11 protein-coding genes are annotated in these 15097 nt (G+C 70.4%); 3 read left to right on the top strand and 8 right to left on the bottom strand.

Going from position 1 to position 15097, the window contains the following annotated elements:
• Positions 1-183: 183 nt before the first annotated feature.
• Positions 184-1050 (top strand): 3-hydroxybutyryl-CoA dehydrogenase, encoded by an 867-nt coding sequence (locus ACN6LD_RS38495; protein ID WP_319190785.1) that lies wholly within the window; start codon positions 184-186, stop codon positions 1048-1050.
• A gap of 1432 nt (positions 1051-2482) precedes the next feature.
• Here ACN6LD_RS38495 and ACN6LD_RS38490 read toward each other — a convergent pair.
• From ACN6LD_RS38490 to ACN6LD_RS38465, 6 genes are all read right to left on the bottom strand, one after another.
• Complete coding sequence (locus ACN6LD_RS38490) at positions 2483-3457, bottom strand: electron transfer flavoprotein subunit alpha/FixB family protein (protein ID WP_319190781.1); 975 nt, start codon at positions 3455-3457, stop codon at positions 2483-2485.
• Between the two features lie 28 nt (positions 3458-3485).
• Positions 3486-4268 carry an electron transfer flavoprotein subunit beta/FixA family protein gene (locus ACN6LD_RS38485; protein ID WP_319190780.1) on the bottom strand — a complete coding sequence of 261 codons (783 nt, stop codon included), beginning with the start codon at positions 4266-4268 and terminating at the stop codon, positions 3486-3488.
• A 25-nt stretch (positions 4269-4293) separates the two neighbouring features.
• Positions 4294-5469 (bottom strand): acyl-CoA dehydrogenase family protein, encoded by a 1176-nt coding sequence (locus ACN6LD_RS38480; RefSeq protein WP_319190778.1) that lies wholly within the window; start codon positions 5467-5469, stop codon positions 4294-4296.
• Positions 5470-5533: 64 nt separating this feature from the next.
• Entirely contained in the window at positions 5534-6781 is a 1248-nt protein-coding gene (locus ACN6LD_RS38475) for a CaiB/BaiF CoA transferase family protein (RefSeq protein ID WP_445045584.1), read from the bottom strand.
• A 59-nt stretch (positions 6782-6840) separates the two neighbouring features.
• A complete protein-coding gene (locus tag ACN6LD_RS38470; RefSeq protein ID WP_319190774.1) occupies positions 6841-7266 on the bottom strand; it encodes a Zn-ribbon domain-containing OB-fold protein in 426 nt (141 codons plus the stop codon).
• Positions 7267-7514: 248 nt separating this feature from the next.
• Positions 7515-8117 carry a sugar O-acetyltransferase gene (locus ACN6LD_RS38465; protein WP_319190773.1) on the bottom strand — a complete coding sequence of 201 codons (603 nt, stop codon included), beginning with the start codon at positions 8115-8117 and terminating at the stop codon, positions 7515-7517.
• Positions 8118-8597: 480 nt separating this feature from the next.
• On the opposite strand from ACN6LD_RS38465, the gene ACN6LD_RS38460 reads away from it, so the two are divergent.
• Positions 8598-9818 (top strand): metallophosphoesterase, encoded by a 1221-nt coding sequence (locus tag ACN6LD_RS38460; RefSeq protein WP_445045583.1) that lies wholly within the window; start codon positions 8598-8600, stop codon positions 9816-9818.
• Positions 9819-9975: 157 nt separating this feature from the next.
• On the opposite strand, the gene ACN6LD_RS38455 is transcribed toward ACN6LD_RS38460, so the two are convergent.
• Positions 9976-11292 carry an RICIN domain-containing protein gene (locus ACN6LD_RS38455; RefSeq protein WP_445045585.1) on the bottom strand — a complete coding sequence of 439 codons (1317 nt, stop codon included), beginning with the start codon at positions 11290-11292 and terminating at the stop codon, positions 9976-9978.
• Positions 11293-11393: 101 nt separating this feature from the next.
• On the bottom strand, positions 11394-12824 hold the full coding sequence (locus ACN6LD_RS38450; protein WP_319190769.1) for an endo-1,4-beta-xylanase: 1431 nt from the start codon (positions 12822-12824) through the stop codon (positions 11394-11396).
• A 744-nt stretch (positions 12825-13568) separates the two neighbouring features.
• Between ACN6LD_RS38450 and ACN6LD_RS38445 the strand changes: the two genes are divergently transcribed.
• Positions 13569-15035, top strand: a complete 1467-nt coding sequence (locus ACN6LD_RS38445) for a non-reducing end alpha-L-arabinofuranosidase family hydrolase (protein WP_319192691.1) — start codon at positions 13569-13571, stop codon at positions 15033-15035.
• The last annotated feature ends 62 nt before the right edge of the window (positions 15036-15097 follow it).

Genomic DNA, 15097 nt, shown 5'->3' with positions numbered 1-15097 from the left:
GTCGGGACCGGGCCGGGCACGGCGACGCGCCGGCCGACACCGTCGCGGCGCATGTTTGTGCGCCGAAAACGCATCATCAGAGCAGGTCAGAGGGGTCGTCCCCAGCCTAGGCTCGACACCGCAGCACAGACCGTCACGGCGTCGGCCAACCGCCGCCGGACGCGGGAACAGGCGGAGGAGCACATGACATCGATCAAGCACGTGGGCGTCGTCGGCGCCGGGCAGATGGGCCGGGGCATCACCGAGGTCTGCGCCCGGGCCGGGCTGCACGTCACGTTGTGCGACGTGACCGAGGACAGGGCGCGCGCGGGCCTGGCGGGTGTCGCGGACTCTCTGCTCAAGGCGGAGAAGCGCGGCCTCATCGGCCCGGAGGACCGCGCCCACGCCCTCGCCGGGATCTCGGTCACGGCCGACCTGTCCCGGCTGTCCGGCGCCGAGTTGGTGATCGAAGCCGCAGTCGAGGACGAGCACGCCAAGACAGAACTGTTCCAGCAGTTGGACAAGGTGGTCGCCGACCCGTCCGCCGTACTGGCCAGCAACACCTCCTCGATCCCCATCGCCCGGCTCGCGGCCGTGACCGGACGTCCTCAGGCGGTGGTCGGCCTGCACTTCTTCAACCCGGTCCCTGCCATGCCGCTGGTCGAGGTGATCCCCTCGTTGCTCACGTCCACGGCCACGGAGCAGCGGGTACGCGCCTTCGCCGCCGACACCCTGGGCAAGAAGGCGATCGTCACCCAGGACCGTGCGGGATTCGTGGTCAACTCCCTGCTGATTCCCTACCTGTTGGCTGCCGTGCGCATGGTCGGTTCCGGCACCGCGACGGCCGAGGACATCGACACGGGCATGACCGCCGGCTGCGCCCACCCCATGGGTCCGCTGCGTCTGGCCGACCTCATCGGCCTGGACACGGTGGCGGCGATAGGCGAGGCCCTGTACGAGGAGTACCGCGAACCGCTGTACGCCCCGCCCCCGCTGCTGCGCCGCATGGTCGAGTCCGGCCTGCTGGGTCGCAAGTCGGGACAGGGATTCTTCGACTACCAGGCGGCCTGAGGGAGACACGAGGTGGTCGGGGCGCGCCGGCCACCCGGAGGAGGGTGGGCCGGGTCGGGCAGCCCCAGCGGCCGCCGAAGGCGCCGACCGGAAGGTGGTCCGGTTCCGGATCGGCGAGGTCAGCCGGCACCGGTCCAGACGCTGCGCCCGGATCCAGCCGGAGCCGGCGTGCGCCTGTGCGGCCGACGCCTTGGACGGGCGGCGGCGGAAGATGCGGTGGGCGGCCGCGATGCTTTCGGGGCTCGGTGCGGCTCGGCGAGCCCCTCCTCCACGTACGCGGCCCGGCGAGGTGGCTGGTTCGTATCGGAACAGCCCGACACCCGGATGGGTCAACGGCGTTGAGGGCGACGGTCGGGCTAGAACAGGATGCTCGTCGTCCAGTCGGTCGGGAGCGCAGACGCGGTGACCGGCGGGGCCGCGGGCGGAGGCGGGGCGTGGCGCAACGGCGGGGAGGGGTGCAGGCCGAACAGTGACCCGGCGGCCTCCGCGAGTGCCGCAGCGCATCGCACCGCCGCCTCGTGCGGGACCGCCATCCGTCGCAGGGCCCCGGCGCACGCGTCCTCCACCAGGTCCAGCTGTCTCGACAGCTCGACAGGCCCGCCCGGGCGGCCTCCGCCCGCAAGGTCGGTCAGAAGCTCTCGTGCCTTTTGCTGCACAGGGGCCAGAGCCTCCCATCCATGTGAGCGGCGGCCCGGCCGGAGTCCCTCGGCACCGGCGGCAGGCAGTCCGAAGGATTCATGGATCCGATCGCCGATGCGGGCGTGCCACAGTGCCAGCTCACCAGGCTGATCGGCTTGAAGGCCGGCGAGAACGACGAGCAGGGCCGCTGCGCCCGTCGCCCAGTCGTCGAAACCGTCCGTCCGCTCTCCGCGCGGGTGACCGGGTCGGAGAAAAGGGCGGAGCGAATCGAGGTTCTGCGCGGCGAATTCAACCGCGATCCGGCAGGCGTGGTCTGTGGGCATGAGTACGTCACCGCTTCGTCGAGGTGTTGTTGGTGCGGGCCGAGTCGGCTCGGGGAAAAATGGCGCCCCGCCCCCCTGTTCATGGGTGGCGGCGCTGTCCCTGCGCGTGCGCCGCAGACGGCACGGCTACGGGTGAGGCCGGCGCGGTCCGCACCCTGGGCGGGGCCTCCTCCGCGAGGGCCTTGACACCGCGCAAGGGGGCGTCCACGGTGGTGCGGAGCTCGGCCGGCCGGAGGGCCACGATCTCCTCGCCCTCCCAGGCGTACGGTCGATCGCCGGATCGGCCGGCACGCCGATGTCCGTCATCAGGCCCCACACCGTCGAGAGGTCCGCCTCGACACGGATGTCACAGCGGACCCCCGGCCCCTCGGAGACCCGCACGGCTTCGGTCCTTCCAGGTCCGGACCCGACGGACCCGACGGACCCGACGGACCCGACAGTGCGACCTCAAGACCTGACGGCGACCCACGTCAGCCGACTGTGCGGCGGGCGGCTGCTTCCCGCGTGAGCTGGGGCGCCACCGCGAACAGGTCGCCCACCACGCCGTAGTCGGCGAGGCCGAGGATCGGGGCCTCAGGATCCTTGTTGACGGCGACGACCGTCTTGGAGGTCTGCATTCCGGCGAGGTGCTGGATGGCCCCGGAGATCCCCAGAGCTATGTACAGCTGCGGGGACACGGTCTTGCCGGTCTGCCCTACCTGGAACTGGTGCGGGTAGTAGCCGGCGTCGACGGCCGCGCGTGAGGCGCCCACCGCACCGCCCAGGGCGTCGGCCAGTTCCTCCACCACCTTGAAGCCGTCCGCTCCGCCGACACCGCGGCCTCCGGAGACGACGACGGTCGCCTCGGTGAGCCCGGGCCGGTCGCCCGCGGGCGCGGGCCGCCTGGCGGTGATGCGGGCGGACGCGGCGGGGTCGGCCGTCGGCAGGGCGACGCTCCGCTCCACGGCCTCCACGGCCTCCCCGGAACCCTCCTCCGGTTCGAAGGCCCCCGGGCGTACGGTGATCACCGGTATGCCCTGGGTGACCTGCGAGCGCACGGTGTACGACCCGCCGAAGGCGATCTGGGTGACCACACCGGAGGAGTCCAGGTCGACCGCGTCGATCAGCAGTCCGGAGTCCAGCCGCGCGGCGAGGCGCCCGGCCACCTCGTTGCCGTCCGTCGTCGCGGGGACCAGAACGGCGGCGGGAGAGGCTTCCCGGACTGCGAGTTGAAGGGCGTCGACGGCGGGCGTGGCGAGGAACTCGCCCACGTCGGTGGATTCCGCCGCGTGGACGGTTGTGGCGCCGTACCGGGCAAGGGACTCCCTGAGGCGCGCCGCCGTGCCGGGGATTCCCACGACGACTGCGGCCGGGTCCCCCAACCGCCGTGCGGCAGCCAGGAGTTCGTACGTGGACTGGTGGACGCGTTCCCCGTCGTGGTCGACGAGGACGAGGACATCGGGCATGGGGAGCCTGCTTCTTGTTCGGGACGGTTCAGACGAGCTTGTGGGCGATCAGGTACGCGGCGAGGCGCCGGCCGGCCGAGCCGTCGTCCGTGATGCGGGTTCCGGCGGCTCGCGGAGGACGCTCGACGGCCTCCACCACACGGGTGCGGGTCACGAGGAAGCCGGCGTCGTCCGCGTCGGGGAACAGGTCGTCGAGGCCGACCGTATCCACCGGCTTCCTCTTGGCCGCCATGATCCCCTTGAACGAGGGGTAGCGCGGCTCGTTGATCTTTTCGGTGACACTGACCAGAGCGGGCAGCGATGCCTCCAGCGTCGCCTCGCCGTTCTCGGTCGCGCGCTCGGCACGTACCCGTCCCTCGTCCACGTCCAGCTCCCGCACATGCGTCAGCTGCGGCAGGCCGAGCAGGTCGGCGACGACGGCGGGGACGGCGCTCGCCTGTCCGTCGGTGGTCGCGTCCCCCGCCAGAACCAGGTCGACGTCCTCCACCGTCCGCACGGCGGCTGCCAGCACCTTCGAGGTGGTCACCACGTCCGCGCCCCGGAGCCGGTCGTCGCAGATGTGGATCGCGCGGTCGGCGCCCATCGCAAGGACCTTGCGGATGGCGTCGAGCGCGGAGTCGGGTCCCATGGACACGACGGTGACCTCGGCGCCCACCGACTCCTTCAACCGCAGGGCCTCTTCCGCGGCGCGTTCATTGATCTCGTCCAGCACGAGGTCGGCGCCCTCGCGGTCGAGGGTGTGGTCGTCGGCGGACAGGCTGCGCTCGGCGCCGGTGTCCGGGACCTGCTTGACGAGTACGACGATGTTCACGGTCGTCTTCCTTCAGCCGGGGCGGTCAGCGGAACGCCGGGTAACCGGTGATCGCCTGACCGACGACCAGCGTGTGCATCTCGTTGGTGCCCTCGTAGGTCATCACCGACTCCAGGTTGTTGGCGTGGCGCAGCGGCGAGTACTCCAGGGAGATGCCGTTCGCCCCCAGCACGGTGCGGCATTCGCGCGCGATGGCGATCGCCTCCCGCACGTTGTTGAGCTTGCCGACGCTGATCTGCTCGGGGCGGATCCGGTGCTGGTCCTTGAGCCGGCCCAGGTGCACGGCGAGCAGCGCGGCGCCGCCCAGGGTCACGGTCATGTCGGCGAGCTTCTTCTGCGTGAGCTGGAAGGCGCTGATCGGCTTGTCGAACTGCACCCGGGAGTCGGCGTACTCGATGGCCGCCTGGAGCGAGTCGCGGGCCGCGCCGACGGCGCCGAAGAGGATGCCGAAGCGGGCCTCGTTGAGGCAGGACAGCGGCCCGCGCAAGCCCTCCGCGAGTGGCAGCCGCGCCGCATCGGGCAGCCGTACGTCGTCGAAGTACAGCTCGGAGGTGATCGAGGCGCGCAGCGACATCTTCTGCTTGATGTCCTGCGTGGTGAAGCCGGGCGTGCCGCGCGGCACGAGGAACCCGCGGACGCCGTCCTCGGTCTGCGCCCACACGGTGGCCACATCGGCGATACCACCGTTGGTGATCCACATCTTGGAACCGTTGAGGATCCAGTCACCACCGTCACGGACGGCCCGGGTGCGCATCCCGGCGGGGTTGCTGCCGAAGTCGGGCTCGGTCAGGCCGAAGCAGCCGATCGCCTCACCGGCGGCCAGCCGGGGCAGCCATTCCTGCTTCTGCTCCTCCGAGCCCCACTTCCAGATGGAGAACATCGACAGCGAGCCCTGGACGGAGACGAAGCTGCGGAAACCGGAGTCGGCCGCCTCCAGTTCCAGGCAGGCCAGGCCGTAGCTGACAGCGTTGGTGCCGGCGCAGCCGTACCCTTCGAGGTGCATGCCGAGTACGCCCAACTTGCCCAGTTCAGGGGCCAGTTCACGGGCGAAGTGCGCGTTCTCGAACCACTCGCCGATGTGCGGGCGCACGCGGTCGGCGAGGAACTTGGCGACGGTGGCCTGGATCTCGCGTTCCTCCTCGGCGAGGGTGGAGGAGAAGTCGAGCAGGTCGAGCGGGTCCTTCAGCGGCTTGCGGCTCATCGTGGTCTCCTGGTGGTGACGGTGGTGGGTGCGGGTCGGGTGCGCGTGTGCAGGGCGGAAGCAGTCAGGTGACCGGTCCGCGCGGCTCGGTGGCGGGGTCGGAACCTCGGTGGAGGATCTCCGCGGTGTGCTGACCCAGACGTGGCGGCGGCAGGCGGTACTGCACGGGCGTGCCGCTCAGCGCGATGGGGCTCGCGACCTGGCGGGAGGGCCGGGCTTCCGCTCTGTCGGCGGGTGTGGCGGGGATGTCGACGATGCCGGGAAGGCCGAGCTTGTGGGCGAAGGCGAATGCCTCGTCGAGAGTGTTGACCGGTCCGGCGGGCACCCCCGCGGCCAGCAGGACGGCCGACCAGTGGTCGGCGCCGGCGACACCCAGCCGTTCGGTCAGCAGGTCCTTGAGTTCGGCACGATGGGCGACGCGGTCGGCGTTGGTGCGGAAGCGGCCGTCCAGCGCGAGACCGGGATCCCCGACGGCCTCGGCGAGTGCCGCGAACTGCCGGTCGTTGCCCACCGCGATCGCGAGCGGACGATCAGCGGCCGGGAGGGTTTCGTACGGGGCGATGCTCGGGTGCGCGTTGCCCAGGCGGCCGGGAACCACGCCGGCGACGGCGAACGCCGACGCCTGGTTGACCAGGGCCGACAGCAACGAGCCGAGCAGATTCACCTCCACCAGCTGGCCCTCCCCGGTGGCGTCCCGATGCCGGAGCGCCGCGAGGATGCCGAGCGAGGCGTGCAGGCCGGTGATCACATCGACCAGCGCCACACCGGCCTTCACCGGCTCCCCGGCCGCGTCGCCGGTCACGCTCATCAGACCGCCGACGGCCTGCACGAGCAGGTCGTATCCGGGGATCGCCGCGCCCGCACCACTGCCGAATCCACTGATCGAGCAGTAGACCAGCCCTGGGTGCCGGGCGCACAGTTCGCGAGGGCCGAGCCCCAGCCGCTCCATCGTGCCGGGACGGAAGTTCTCCACCAGCACATCGGACTCGGCGACCAGGGCACGGGCCTGTTCCAGACCGGCCTGCGTCGTGAGGTCCAGGACGACGGATCTCTTGTTCCGGTTGACGCTCAGGTAGTACGTCGACGTTCCTTCATGATCCGCCGGGGGATGCCAGGCCCGGGTCTCGTCCCCGGTGCCCGGCCGCTCCACCTTCACCACCTCGGCGCCGAGATCGGCGAGGAGCATCGTGGCGTAGGGACCTGCGAGAACCCGGGAGAAGTCGGCGATGCGCAGCCCCTCCAGCGCACCGCGCCCCGCCCCTTCGCGGCCGACGCCGGCCCGTTCGTCCGGCGCGTCGTTCTGGGCGCCCATGGGCCCTCCTCTCTCGTCGTGCCGGCCTGCGGACACCGCTCCGTCCGAGCCGTCAGCAGTCACCACCAGCGCTCCAAGGACGTCGCCGGGTGGGTGAGCTCGACGACGGGCGGGCCCTGTCCGACAGAAGCGGCCGTCCGTACGACGCGCACCCTGGCGCCGATCCCGACCACGACCGGCGCCGTCCCCGTGACCTGGCAGAGCAGGTTGAACCCCTCGTCCATGGCGACGAGCCACGTGTTGTGGTGGGTCTGTCCGTTACGGCGAACGACCGCCCCGGCGCCGGCGCTGCGCTCGCGTCGGAAGGCCGTGGATCCGCAGGCCCGGCAGAAGGACCGGCGGTAGGCGGGTGTGCCGCACCAGAGGCACTGCTGGAAGAACAGCTCGTGGCCGACCGGCGGTGCGGCCGGCCCGGCGGGCGTGGTGGCGGCAGCCGCTTCTCGCTCCCCGCACTCGTCGGTTCCACGGATATCCGTGTGGAGCATCACGACCTCCTGCGCTCAGTTCGAGGACCGGGAAAGGGGGACCGGAAAGGGTCAGGCATCCGGTCCGGCCCCTCACCCTGGCCCTGCCGAGGAGTGGCGGTCAACGACGAGCTGACGCATCTTTGTGCGCGGAAAACGTTCCGTTCGCGGAGGTCAGAGCCGGTTTCCCGGCGCTACTCTCATGGCGTACCCCGGCTCCGTTGCGGCCACCGCCGCCTGAACGAGGCGTCGGCACGGCTTGCGGTGGTTCAACGCCCGGCGGTACGGGTGACGAGGTCCTCGTCCGTGATGCGGCGGATCACCCGGCAAGGGGTTCCGACCGCGACGGTCATCGGGGGAATGCTGCGGCTGACGACGCTCCCGGCGCCGATGACCGACCCGTATCCGATGCGAACGCCGGGCAGGACCACCGCGTTGCTGCCGATCCAGACCTTGTCCTCGATCACGATCGGCTCCGAGAAGCGTCCGAAGTCGGCGCGTCGTGAGGGATGCACCGGGTGTCCCGTCGTGGTCAGCGTCACGCCGGGAGCGATCATGACACCGTCGCCTATGCGGATGTCCACGTCGTCGACGAACGTGAGGTTCACGTTCGCGAAGAAGTCGTCGCCGATGTGGACGTTGCTGCCGAACCCGGCGTGGAACGGCGGCAGCAGCACGGTGCGTGCACCGACCGAGCCGAAGATCGTGAGGAGCAGCGATCGGCGCTTCTCCGTTTCGCTCGGTGGTGTGTGGTTGTACTCGAAGATCTGCTCGGTGCGGCGCCGAGAGGCCTGGAAGGCCGCTTCCGACTCCGTGTAGACGAGCCCTTTGGCGATCCTGGCCAGCACTTCTTCCTCGTGAGCGTGCGTCACAGCGGAACACTCTCCCTTCGTCCGCACCATCGGGCCTGGAGATCGTCAGTCGAGGGACGCAACGTCAGCCGGTCGGTGCCGAGTTGGAGCTCCGACAGTGCATGCGGCATGGCGACACACTATCGACGCCGCTGTCCTCGGACGCCGTGCGCCACCGGGACCGTGCCGTCCGCCGTCGGACTCGCCCGGGCCGATGCGCCACGGGTCCGGGTACCGGTGCATGAGCAGCCCGACGGAAGGCGGAGTGCGGGAGGCTCCCTCGTCCGCCACACCGCTCTCCGCTCTCGTGGCCCTCGCCCGGAAGCAGCGCGCCGGGGAGTGACACCGTCGGCCTTCGCCGCCACCCCGTACGCCAGGGCCGAGACCGTCCCGCGGAGTATCCTTCGCCGCACCGGACCGCACCCGTGAACACCCGTCCGACCGGGCCGGGGACTACCGGATACCCTGCGCGAGACAGCAGTCCGGTCAGAGAGGGGAAGCGTGACCGAGACCAGCGACACCCGGCCCGCCGAGGGTGAAGCGCAGGCGCCGCGGCAGAGCCGACTGCACCGTCTGATGCGCTACCTCCCCTTGATCGCCCCGGTCCTGCTGTGGACCGTGCCCTGCTGGGTGCTCCTCTACACGGGCCAGCACTGGCCGCTGCCCGGCACGCTGGTCGGCACCGCCCTGTGCGTCCTCGGCCTCGTCGGCATGCCGCTCGCGATGGTGCGCGGCCACGGCCGGCGCCAGCAGGACCGGGCTGCGATCGTCGGTGACACCCTGCTGGGCGCCGGCTGGGTTCTGTTCACCTGGTCCGTTCTGCTCGGCGTCCTTCTGCGGCTCGCCCTGACCCTGGCCGGCGTCGGCGAGAGTCAGGACCGGGCCCGAATCGTCACCTGGGCCGTCCTCGGCACCACCGCCGTGCTGCTCGCCTGGGGTCACGCCGAAGCCCGCCGCGTACCCCGCGTGCGCCGAGTCGAGGTGCAACTGCCGCGACTGGGAGCCGGGTTGGACGGCACCCGCGTCGCCCTCATCACCGACACCCACTACGGCCCCCTCGACCGCGCCCGCTGGTCGGCACGGGTGTGCGAGACGGTGAACGCCCTGGAAGCCGACCTGGTCTGCCACACCGGCGACATCGCGGACGGCACCGCCGAACGCCGCCGCGCCCAGGCCGCCCCGCTCGGCACCGTGCAGGCCACCCGGGCCCGGGTCTACGTCACCGGCAACCACGAGTACTACAGCGAGGCCCAGGGCTGGGTCGACCTGATGGACGAGCTGGGCTGGGAGCCGCTGCGCAACCGTCACCTGCTGCTCGAACGCGGAGGCGACACCCTCGTGGTGGCCGGCGTGGACGACGTCACCGCCGAGTCCTCCGGCCTGGCAGGCCACCGCGCCCACCTCGCCGGAGCCCTGAACGGCGCCGACCCTGACCTGCCCGTCCTGCTCCTGGCCCACCAGCCCAAGTTCGTCGACCGGGCAGCGGCAGCCGGCATCGACCTCCAGCTCTCCGGCCACACCCACGGGGGCCAGATCTGGCCCTTCCACCACCTGGTCCGCCTCGACCAGCCCGCCCTCGCCGGCCTCAGCCGCCACGGCGCCCGCACCCTCCTCTACACCAGCCGCGGCACCGGCTTCTGGGGCCCGCCGTTCCGCGTCTTCGCCCCCGGCGAGATCACGCTCCTCGTACTCCGCTCCCCGCACTCGCCGAGCTCGTCCTAGCACTCGGCGGGCCGGCGCATCCCCTCGGCCATCCTGCGCAGCGATCGATCCGACGCCCTGTGCCGCGGTAGGAACGCCGGTAGGAACGTCGGTCCGGGACAGACGTCGGCGGAGTGGAGCCAGGAGGATCCCGGCTCCACTCCGTCGTGCGGGTGTGTCACTGGAACTGTGCGAAGAACCTCCAGATCTCTGCCTTGGTCCAGGTGGTGACGCCGCTCTCGTTGGGGGAGCCGTCGACCGGACCGGGTATGTGGCCTCCGTCGAACGCGGCCCATTGGACCGGGTACCCGGCACGGCAGCCCGAGTAGACGGTGGTGAGGTGCGTCCGGCTGCCCGGCGCGGGCTCGCGCGGGCTCTGGGAGGCGCAACCGTTGTTGCCGACGAACCTGTCGCGCAGGGACCGTCCTTGCCCGATGTCGAGGACGGAGTCGCTGACTCCGTGGATTCCGAAGTAGGCGATGGGCTGGGCACCGCCGCTGCACCCGCTGATCTGGGCGCCGGACATGACCGCGACGGCCCTGAAGACGTTCGCCCGGCTGCACGCGAGTGCGTAGCTCATGCCGCCGCCCCAGCTGAATCCCGTGGCGAAACGCTGTGCCGGGTTCACGCAGAGCCCGCCTTCGATGCGCCGGATCATGTCGTCGACGAAGGTGACGTCCTCACCGCCCGCGTTGGCCCAGCCGTTGCCGAGGCCCTGGGGAGCGACGAGGATCGCGGTGTTGTTCGACTGCTCCTGCTGGCCGTAGTAGGACCAGGCGCTCCCGCTCGTGCCGCCCGAGGAGACGTCGCCGGCGGTTCCGCCCCGCCAGTGGAACGCGAAGATCAGCCGATAGGGGTGGCTGTTGTCGTAGTTGGCGGGAACCCTGAGGATGAAGCTGCGGCTCTTGCCGCCGCTCTGGATCGTGTACGTACCGCTCGCCAGGGTGGGGGCGCTGCCACAGCCGCCGCCACCGCCACCGCCACCGCCACCGGACGACAGCTTGATCATCTGCCATTGCTGATTGGCGCCGCCCCAGTCGGCGTACTGGACGACGTTGGCTCCGTCGGCCGTGGAGGCGCCCTGAACCTCCACCGCCTTGCTGCTGGTGCGGCTGATCAGCCGGACGTTGCCCGCGTCGGAGTCGGCCAGGCGGAACTGCTGGTTGGCCCCGTCGTGGTCGGCCCACTGCTGGATAGCGGCGCCGTCGGCCCCCGAAGCCCCGGCCACATCGAGAACCTTGCCCGAATGCCGGGCCTTGAGCCGGTAGAAACCGCCGCCGGAGTCCACGAACTGCCACTGCTGGTTGGTTCCGTCGTTGCGCGTCCACTGGCTGACCCGCGCGCCGTCGGCGGTGGCAGAGCCAGAGACGTCCAGCGCCTTGCCGCTGTTGCGGTTGACCAGGACGTACCAGGCATCGGTGTCCACTGTCGCCGCCTCGGCGGGCACCGGATGCACCGCGGCGAGCAGGCCGATCGCGAGGGCCGCGGCCAGCACGGCGGCGATCCGGGACCACCAGCGTCGTCTTTGTGGAGGGGCGGGAGAATCCGCACCGTAGGCCTTCATCGACTCACCCTTTCGTCGGTGGGCAGGTCCCATCAGGAGCGGGTCCAGCGCTGGCTGCTGCCGTTCGAGCAGGAGGAGAGCTGGATCAGGGTTCCGTTGGCGGTGCCGCCTGCGACGGTGTCGAGGCAGAGGCCGGACTGGACGCCGACGATGGTTCCGTCGGAGTTGAGGCGCCATTTCTGGTTGTCGCCGCCCCAGCAGCCGTAGATCTGGACTTTGGCGCCGTTGGCGGTGCCGGCGGCGTCCAGGCACTTGTCGCCGTAGACCCTGAGCTCGCCGGCGGCGGTGTTCGCCCACTGCTGGTTGGTGCCGTTGTGGCAGTCCCACAGGTGGAGCTGGGTGCCGTCGGTGGTGCTGGTGCCGGGCACGTCCAGGCAGCGGCCCGAAGAGACGCCCTTGATGGTCCCGGAGCCCGAAGGGGGCGTGGAGGTACCGCCGTTGAGAGCGTTGAGGACGGCCGTGTAGGCGGCCTTCTTGCTGCCGTCACCGTTGAACAGCAGCGGCGTGTCCTGCGATCGCCAGGAGTCGGTGTCGCGCACACCCCAGACGGTGACGCCGAGGCAGCGCGGGACGGCCAGGCAGTCGTTGGCCACGTTGGCGTAGGTCGTGGCCGAGGCGCCCTGGATGTCGAGTTCGGTGATGGCCACGTCGACGCCGAGGGCGGCGAAGTTCTGCAGGGTGGTGCGGAAGTTGCTGTTGTAGGGGCTGCCGCTGTTGAAGTGCGACTGGAAGCCGACGCAGTCGATCGGCACGCCGCGCTGCTTGAAGTCCCGGACCATGGAGTACACGGCCTGGGTTTTGGCCCAGGTCCAGTTCTCGACGTTGTAGTCGTTGTAGCAGAGCTTGGCCGCCGGGTCGGCGGCGCGCGCGGTGCGGAAGGCGACCTCGATCCAGTCGTTGCCGGTGCGCTGCAGGTTGGAATCGCGCCGGCCTCCCGAACCGCCGTCGGCGAAGGCCTCGTTCACGACGTCCCACTGGGCCATCTTGCCCTTGTAGTGGGCCATCACCCCGTTGATGTGGCCGATCATCGCCTGGCGCAACGTGCTGCCGCTGAGGCTCTGCATCCAGCCGGGCTGCTGGGAGTGCCAGGCCAGGGTGTGACCGCGCACCTGCTTGCCGTTCTGCACGGCCCAGTTGTAGACGCGGTCACCGGCGCTGAAGTTGAACTGGCCCCGCTGTGGTTCGGTGGCGTCGATCTTCATCTCGTTCTCCGCCGTCACCGAGTTGAACTCACGGCCCGCGATCGACGTGTACGCCGAGTCGCCGAGCCTGCCCGAGGCGACGGCGGTGCCGAAGTAGCGACCGCTCTGCGCCGCGGCGGCGCCGAGCGTGTTCTCGGCGGCGTGTGCGGTCGGCGGCACCGCCAGCGCGGCGACCACGCCGAGGACGCCGGCGACCAGCGTCGGCAGCAGGCCGCGGATCTTCCGGCGGCCGACGGATCGGGGAGGGGCGTACGGGCCCATGAAGGTGCCTCCAGGGTAGGAATCACGGAAGGACTGAAGCGCAGGGGGACGCGTCGTCCGCTCCCCCTCGGCAGACAGGGGACCGGAGCCCGGGCAGCACGGAATCACCGGACACCGCGGTCATGGGACCGGGACGATCTCGACCGGCACGGACGGCGCCCGGCCGGCCGTCGGTTGACGTACGGCGGGCGGAACGTGACGGGGGGCGGCGCAGTTCTGGTGCGCGGATCTGTCGTGCGGCTCTGCGTGGATCTGCCGTGCAGCACAGATGCGGTTCGGCATCTCGAACGTCAATCGATCCTCAGGCACGGATGATTGAGGTATTGACGATGGATCGTCAATACTTCCCGCAGAAAGTTTCTGAATCTCGTCCGAAACTTCCGGAATCCCGGCACCCCGTCCGGCGACACCCCGGAGCCGCCGTGGCCGCCGCTGACGGACGCCGCGGAACCGGGGCCGGGACGGCGGCAGGATCGGGGCAGGGACGGGGCGGGGACGGCCGCAGGCCGGGGCCGGGAGGGGTGCCTCCGGTCGACGCGACAGCCGGTCAGGCCCTGCGGAGAAGCGCCAGTTGTAGACAGATCGGCGACAGGCCTTGACCCGAGAGCCCCGGATTCCTAGCTTGTGGCGTCAAAGCTTCCGGGAATTCCTCGAAACATTTCGTGATTCCCTCCCTCGCCCGGCACGTCCACTCCGTGGCTGATCGGGGTCCTCTCACCCCCTGCCCCCAAAGGAGGCCCTCTCATGTGGTTACGCCGCCCGTCCCCGGTCCACCTGAGACGCTTGCTCGCCGTCCTCGCACCGCTGCTGCTCGTGGCCGCCTTCCTCGGCGCCCAGCCCGCCGGCGCGGCGACCGTGGACCCCAACGCCTCGTACGTGCTGGTCAACCGCAACAGCGGCAAGGCCCTGGACGTCCACGACATGGCGACCGACGACGGCGCCCGCATCACCCAGTGGACCAGGAACGATCAGAGCCGGCAGCAGTGGCGCTTCGTCGATTCCGGGGGCGGCTACTACCGCATCGTGTCCCGCCTGTCGGGCAAGGTCCTGGACGTCCACAACTGGTCCACCGCGAACGGCGGCTCGATCGTCCAGTGGGCCGACCTGAACGCCGCCAACCAGCAGTGGCGGCTGGCCGACAGCTCGGACGGCTACGTGAGGTTCATCTCGCGCCACAGCAACAAAGCCCTCGAAGTGCAGGGCGCCTCCACCGCCGACAGCGCGAACGTCGTCCAGTACGACGACTGGGGCGGCACCAACCAGCAGTGGCAGCTCGTCAAGGTCGGCGCAGACGGCCCCGGCTCGTGCGATCTCCCCTCGGCATACCGCTGGACGTCGACGGGTGCGCTGGCACAGCCCAAGTCCGGGTGGGTCTCGCTCAAGGACTTCACCGTCGTCCCCTACAACGGCAGGCAACTCGTCTATGCGACGACGCACGACACGGGGACGCGTTGGGGTTCGATGAACTTCGGCCTGTTCACCAATTGGCCGGACATGGCCTCGGCCGGCCAGAACACGATGTCGAACGCCACCGTCGCACCCACGCTCTTCTACTTCGCACCGAAGAACATCTGGGTGCTCGCCTACCAGTGGGGTGGGACCGCCTTCTCCTACCGGACGTCCAGCGACCCCGCCAACCCGAACGGCTGGTCGTCCCCGCAGGTGCTCTTCTCCGGAAGCATCTCCGGCTCCGGAACGGGACCCATCGACCAGACGCTCATCGGTGACGGGACGAACATGTACCTGTTCTTCGCCGGTGACAACGGCAAGATCTACCGGGCCGGCATGCCGATCGGGAACTTCCCGGGCAGCTTCGGCGCGAGCTCGACAGTGGTCATGAGCGACACGACGAACAACCTGTTCGAAGCCCCGCAGGTCTACAAGCTGCAGGGCCAGAACCGCTACCTCATGATCGTCGAGGCGATAGGCGCTCAGGGGCGCTACTTCCGCTCGTTCACGGCCACCAGTCTGAACGGCTCGTGGACACCCCAGGCCGCGACCGAGAGCAACCCCTTCGCCGGCAAGGCCAACAGCGGCGCCGCATGGACCAACGACATCAGCCACGGCGAACTGATCCGCACCGGCCCCGATCAGACCATGACCGTCGACCCCTGCCACCTGCAACTGCTCTACCAGGGGCGCAGCCCGAACTCCGGCGGCGACTACGGCCTCCTGCCCTACCGTCCGGGTCTGCTGACTCTGCAGCGCTGACGGTGTGGGACCAGCCCGGCTCCGACACGGAACCGGCACGGGGGGGGGGGGGGGGGGGGAGG

The organism is Streptomyces sp. SAS_272, assembly GCF_052543235.1.
This window is presented reverse-complemented; position numbering and strand designations above follow the sequence as displayed.

Coding starts and splice junctions, on each gene's coding strand:
- ACN6LD_RS38495 (WP_319190785.1), top strand. CDS start 184: ATGACATCGATCAAGCACGTGGGCGTCGTCGGCGCCGGGCAGATGGGC.
- ACN6LD_RS38490 (WP_319190781.1), bottom strand. CDS start 3,457: ATGCCCGATGTCCTCGTCCTCGTCGACCACGACGGGGAACGCGTCCAC.
- ACN6LD_RS38480 (WP_319190778.1), bottom strand. CDS start 5,469: ATGAGCCGCAAGCCGCTGAAGGACCCGCTCGACCTGCTCGACTTCTCC.
- ACN6LD_RS38475 (WP_445045584.1), bottom strand. CDS start 6,781: ATGGGCGCCCAGAACGACGCGCCGGACGAACGGGCCGGCGTCGGCCGC.
- ACN6LD_RS38470 (WP_319190774.1), bottom strand. CDS start 7,266: ATGCTCCACACGGATATCCGTGGAACCGACGAGTGCGGGGAGCGAGAA.
- ACN6LD_RS38450 (WP_319190769.1), bottom strand. CDS start 12,824: ATGGGCCCGTACGCCCCTCCCCGATCCGTCGGCCGCCGGAAGATCCGC.
- ACN6LD_RS38445 (WP_319192691.1), top strand. CDS start 13,569: ATGTGGTTACGCCGCCCGTCCCCGGTCCACCTGAGACGCTTGCTCGCC.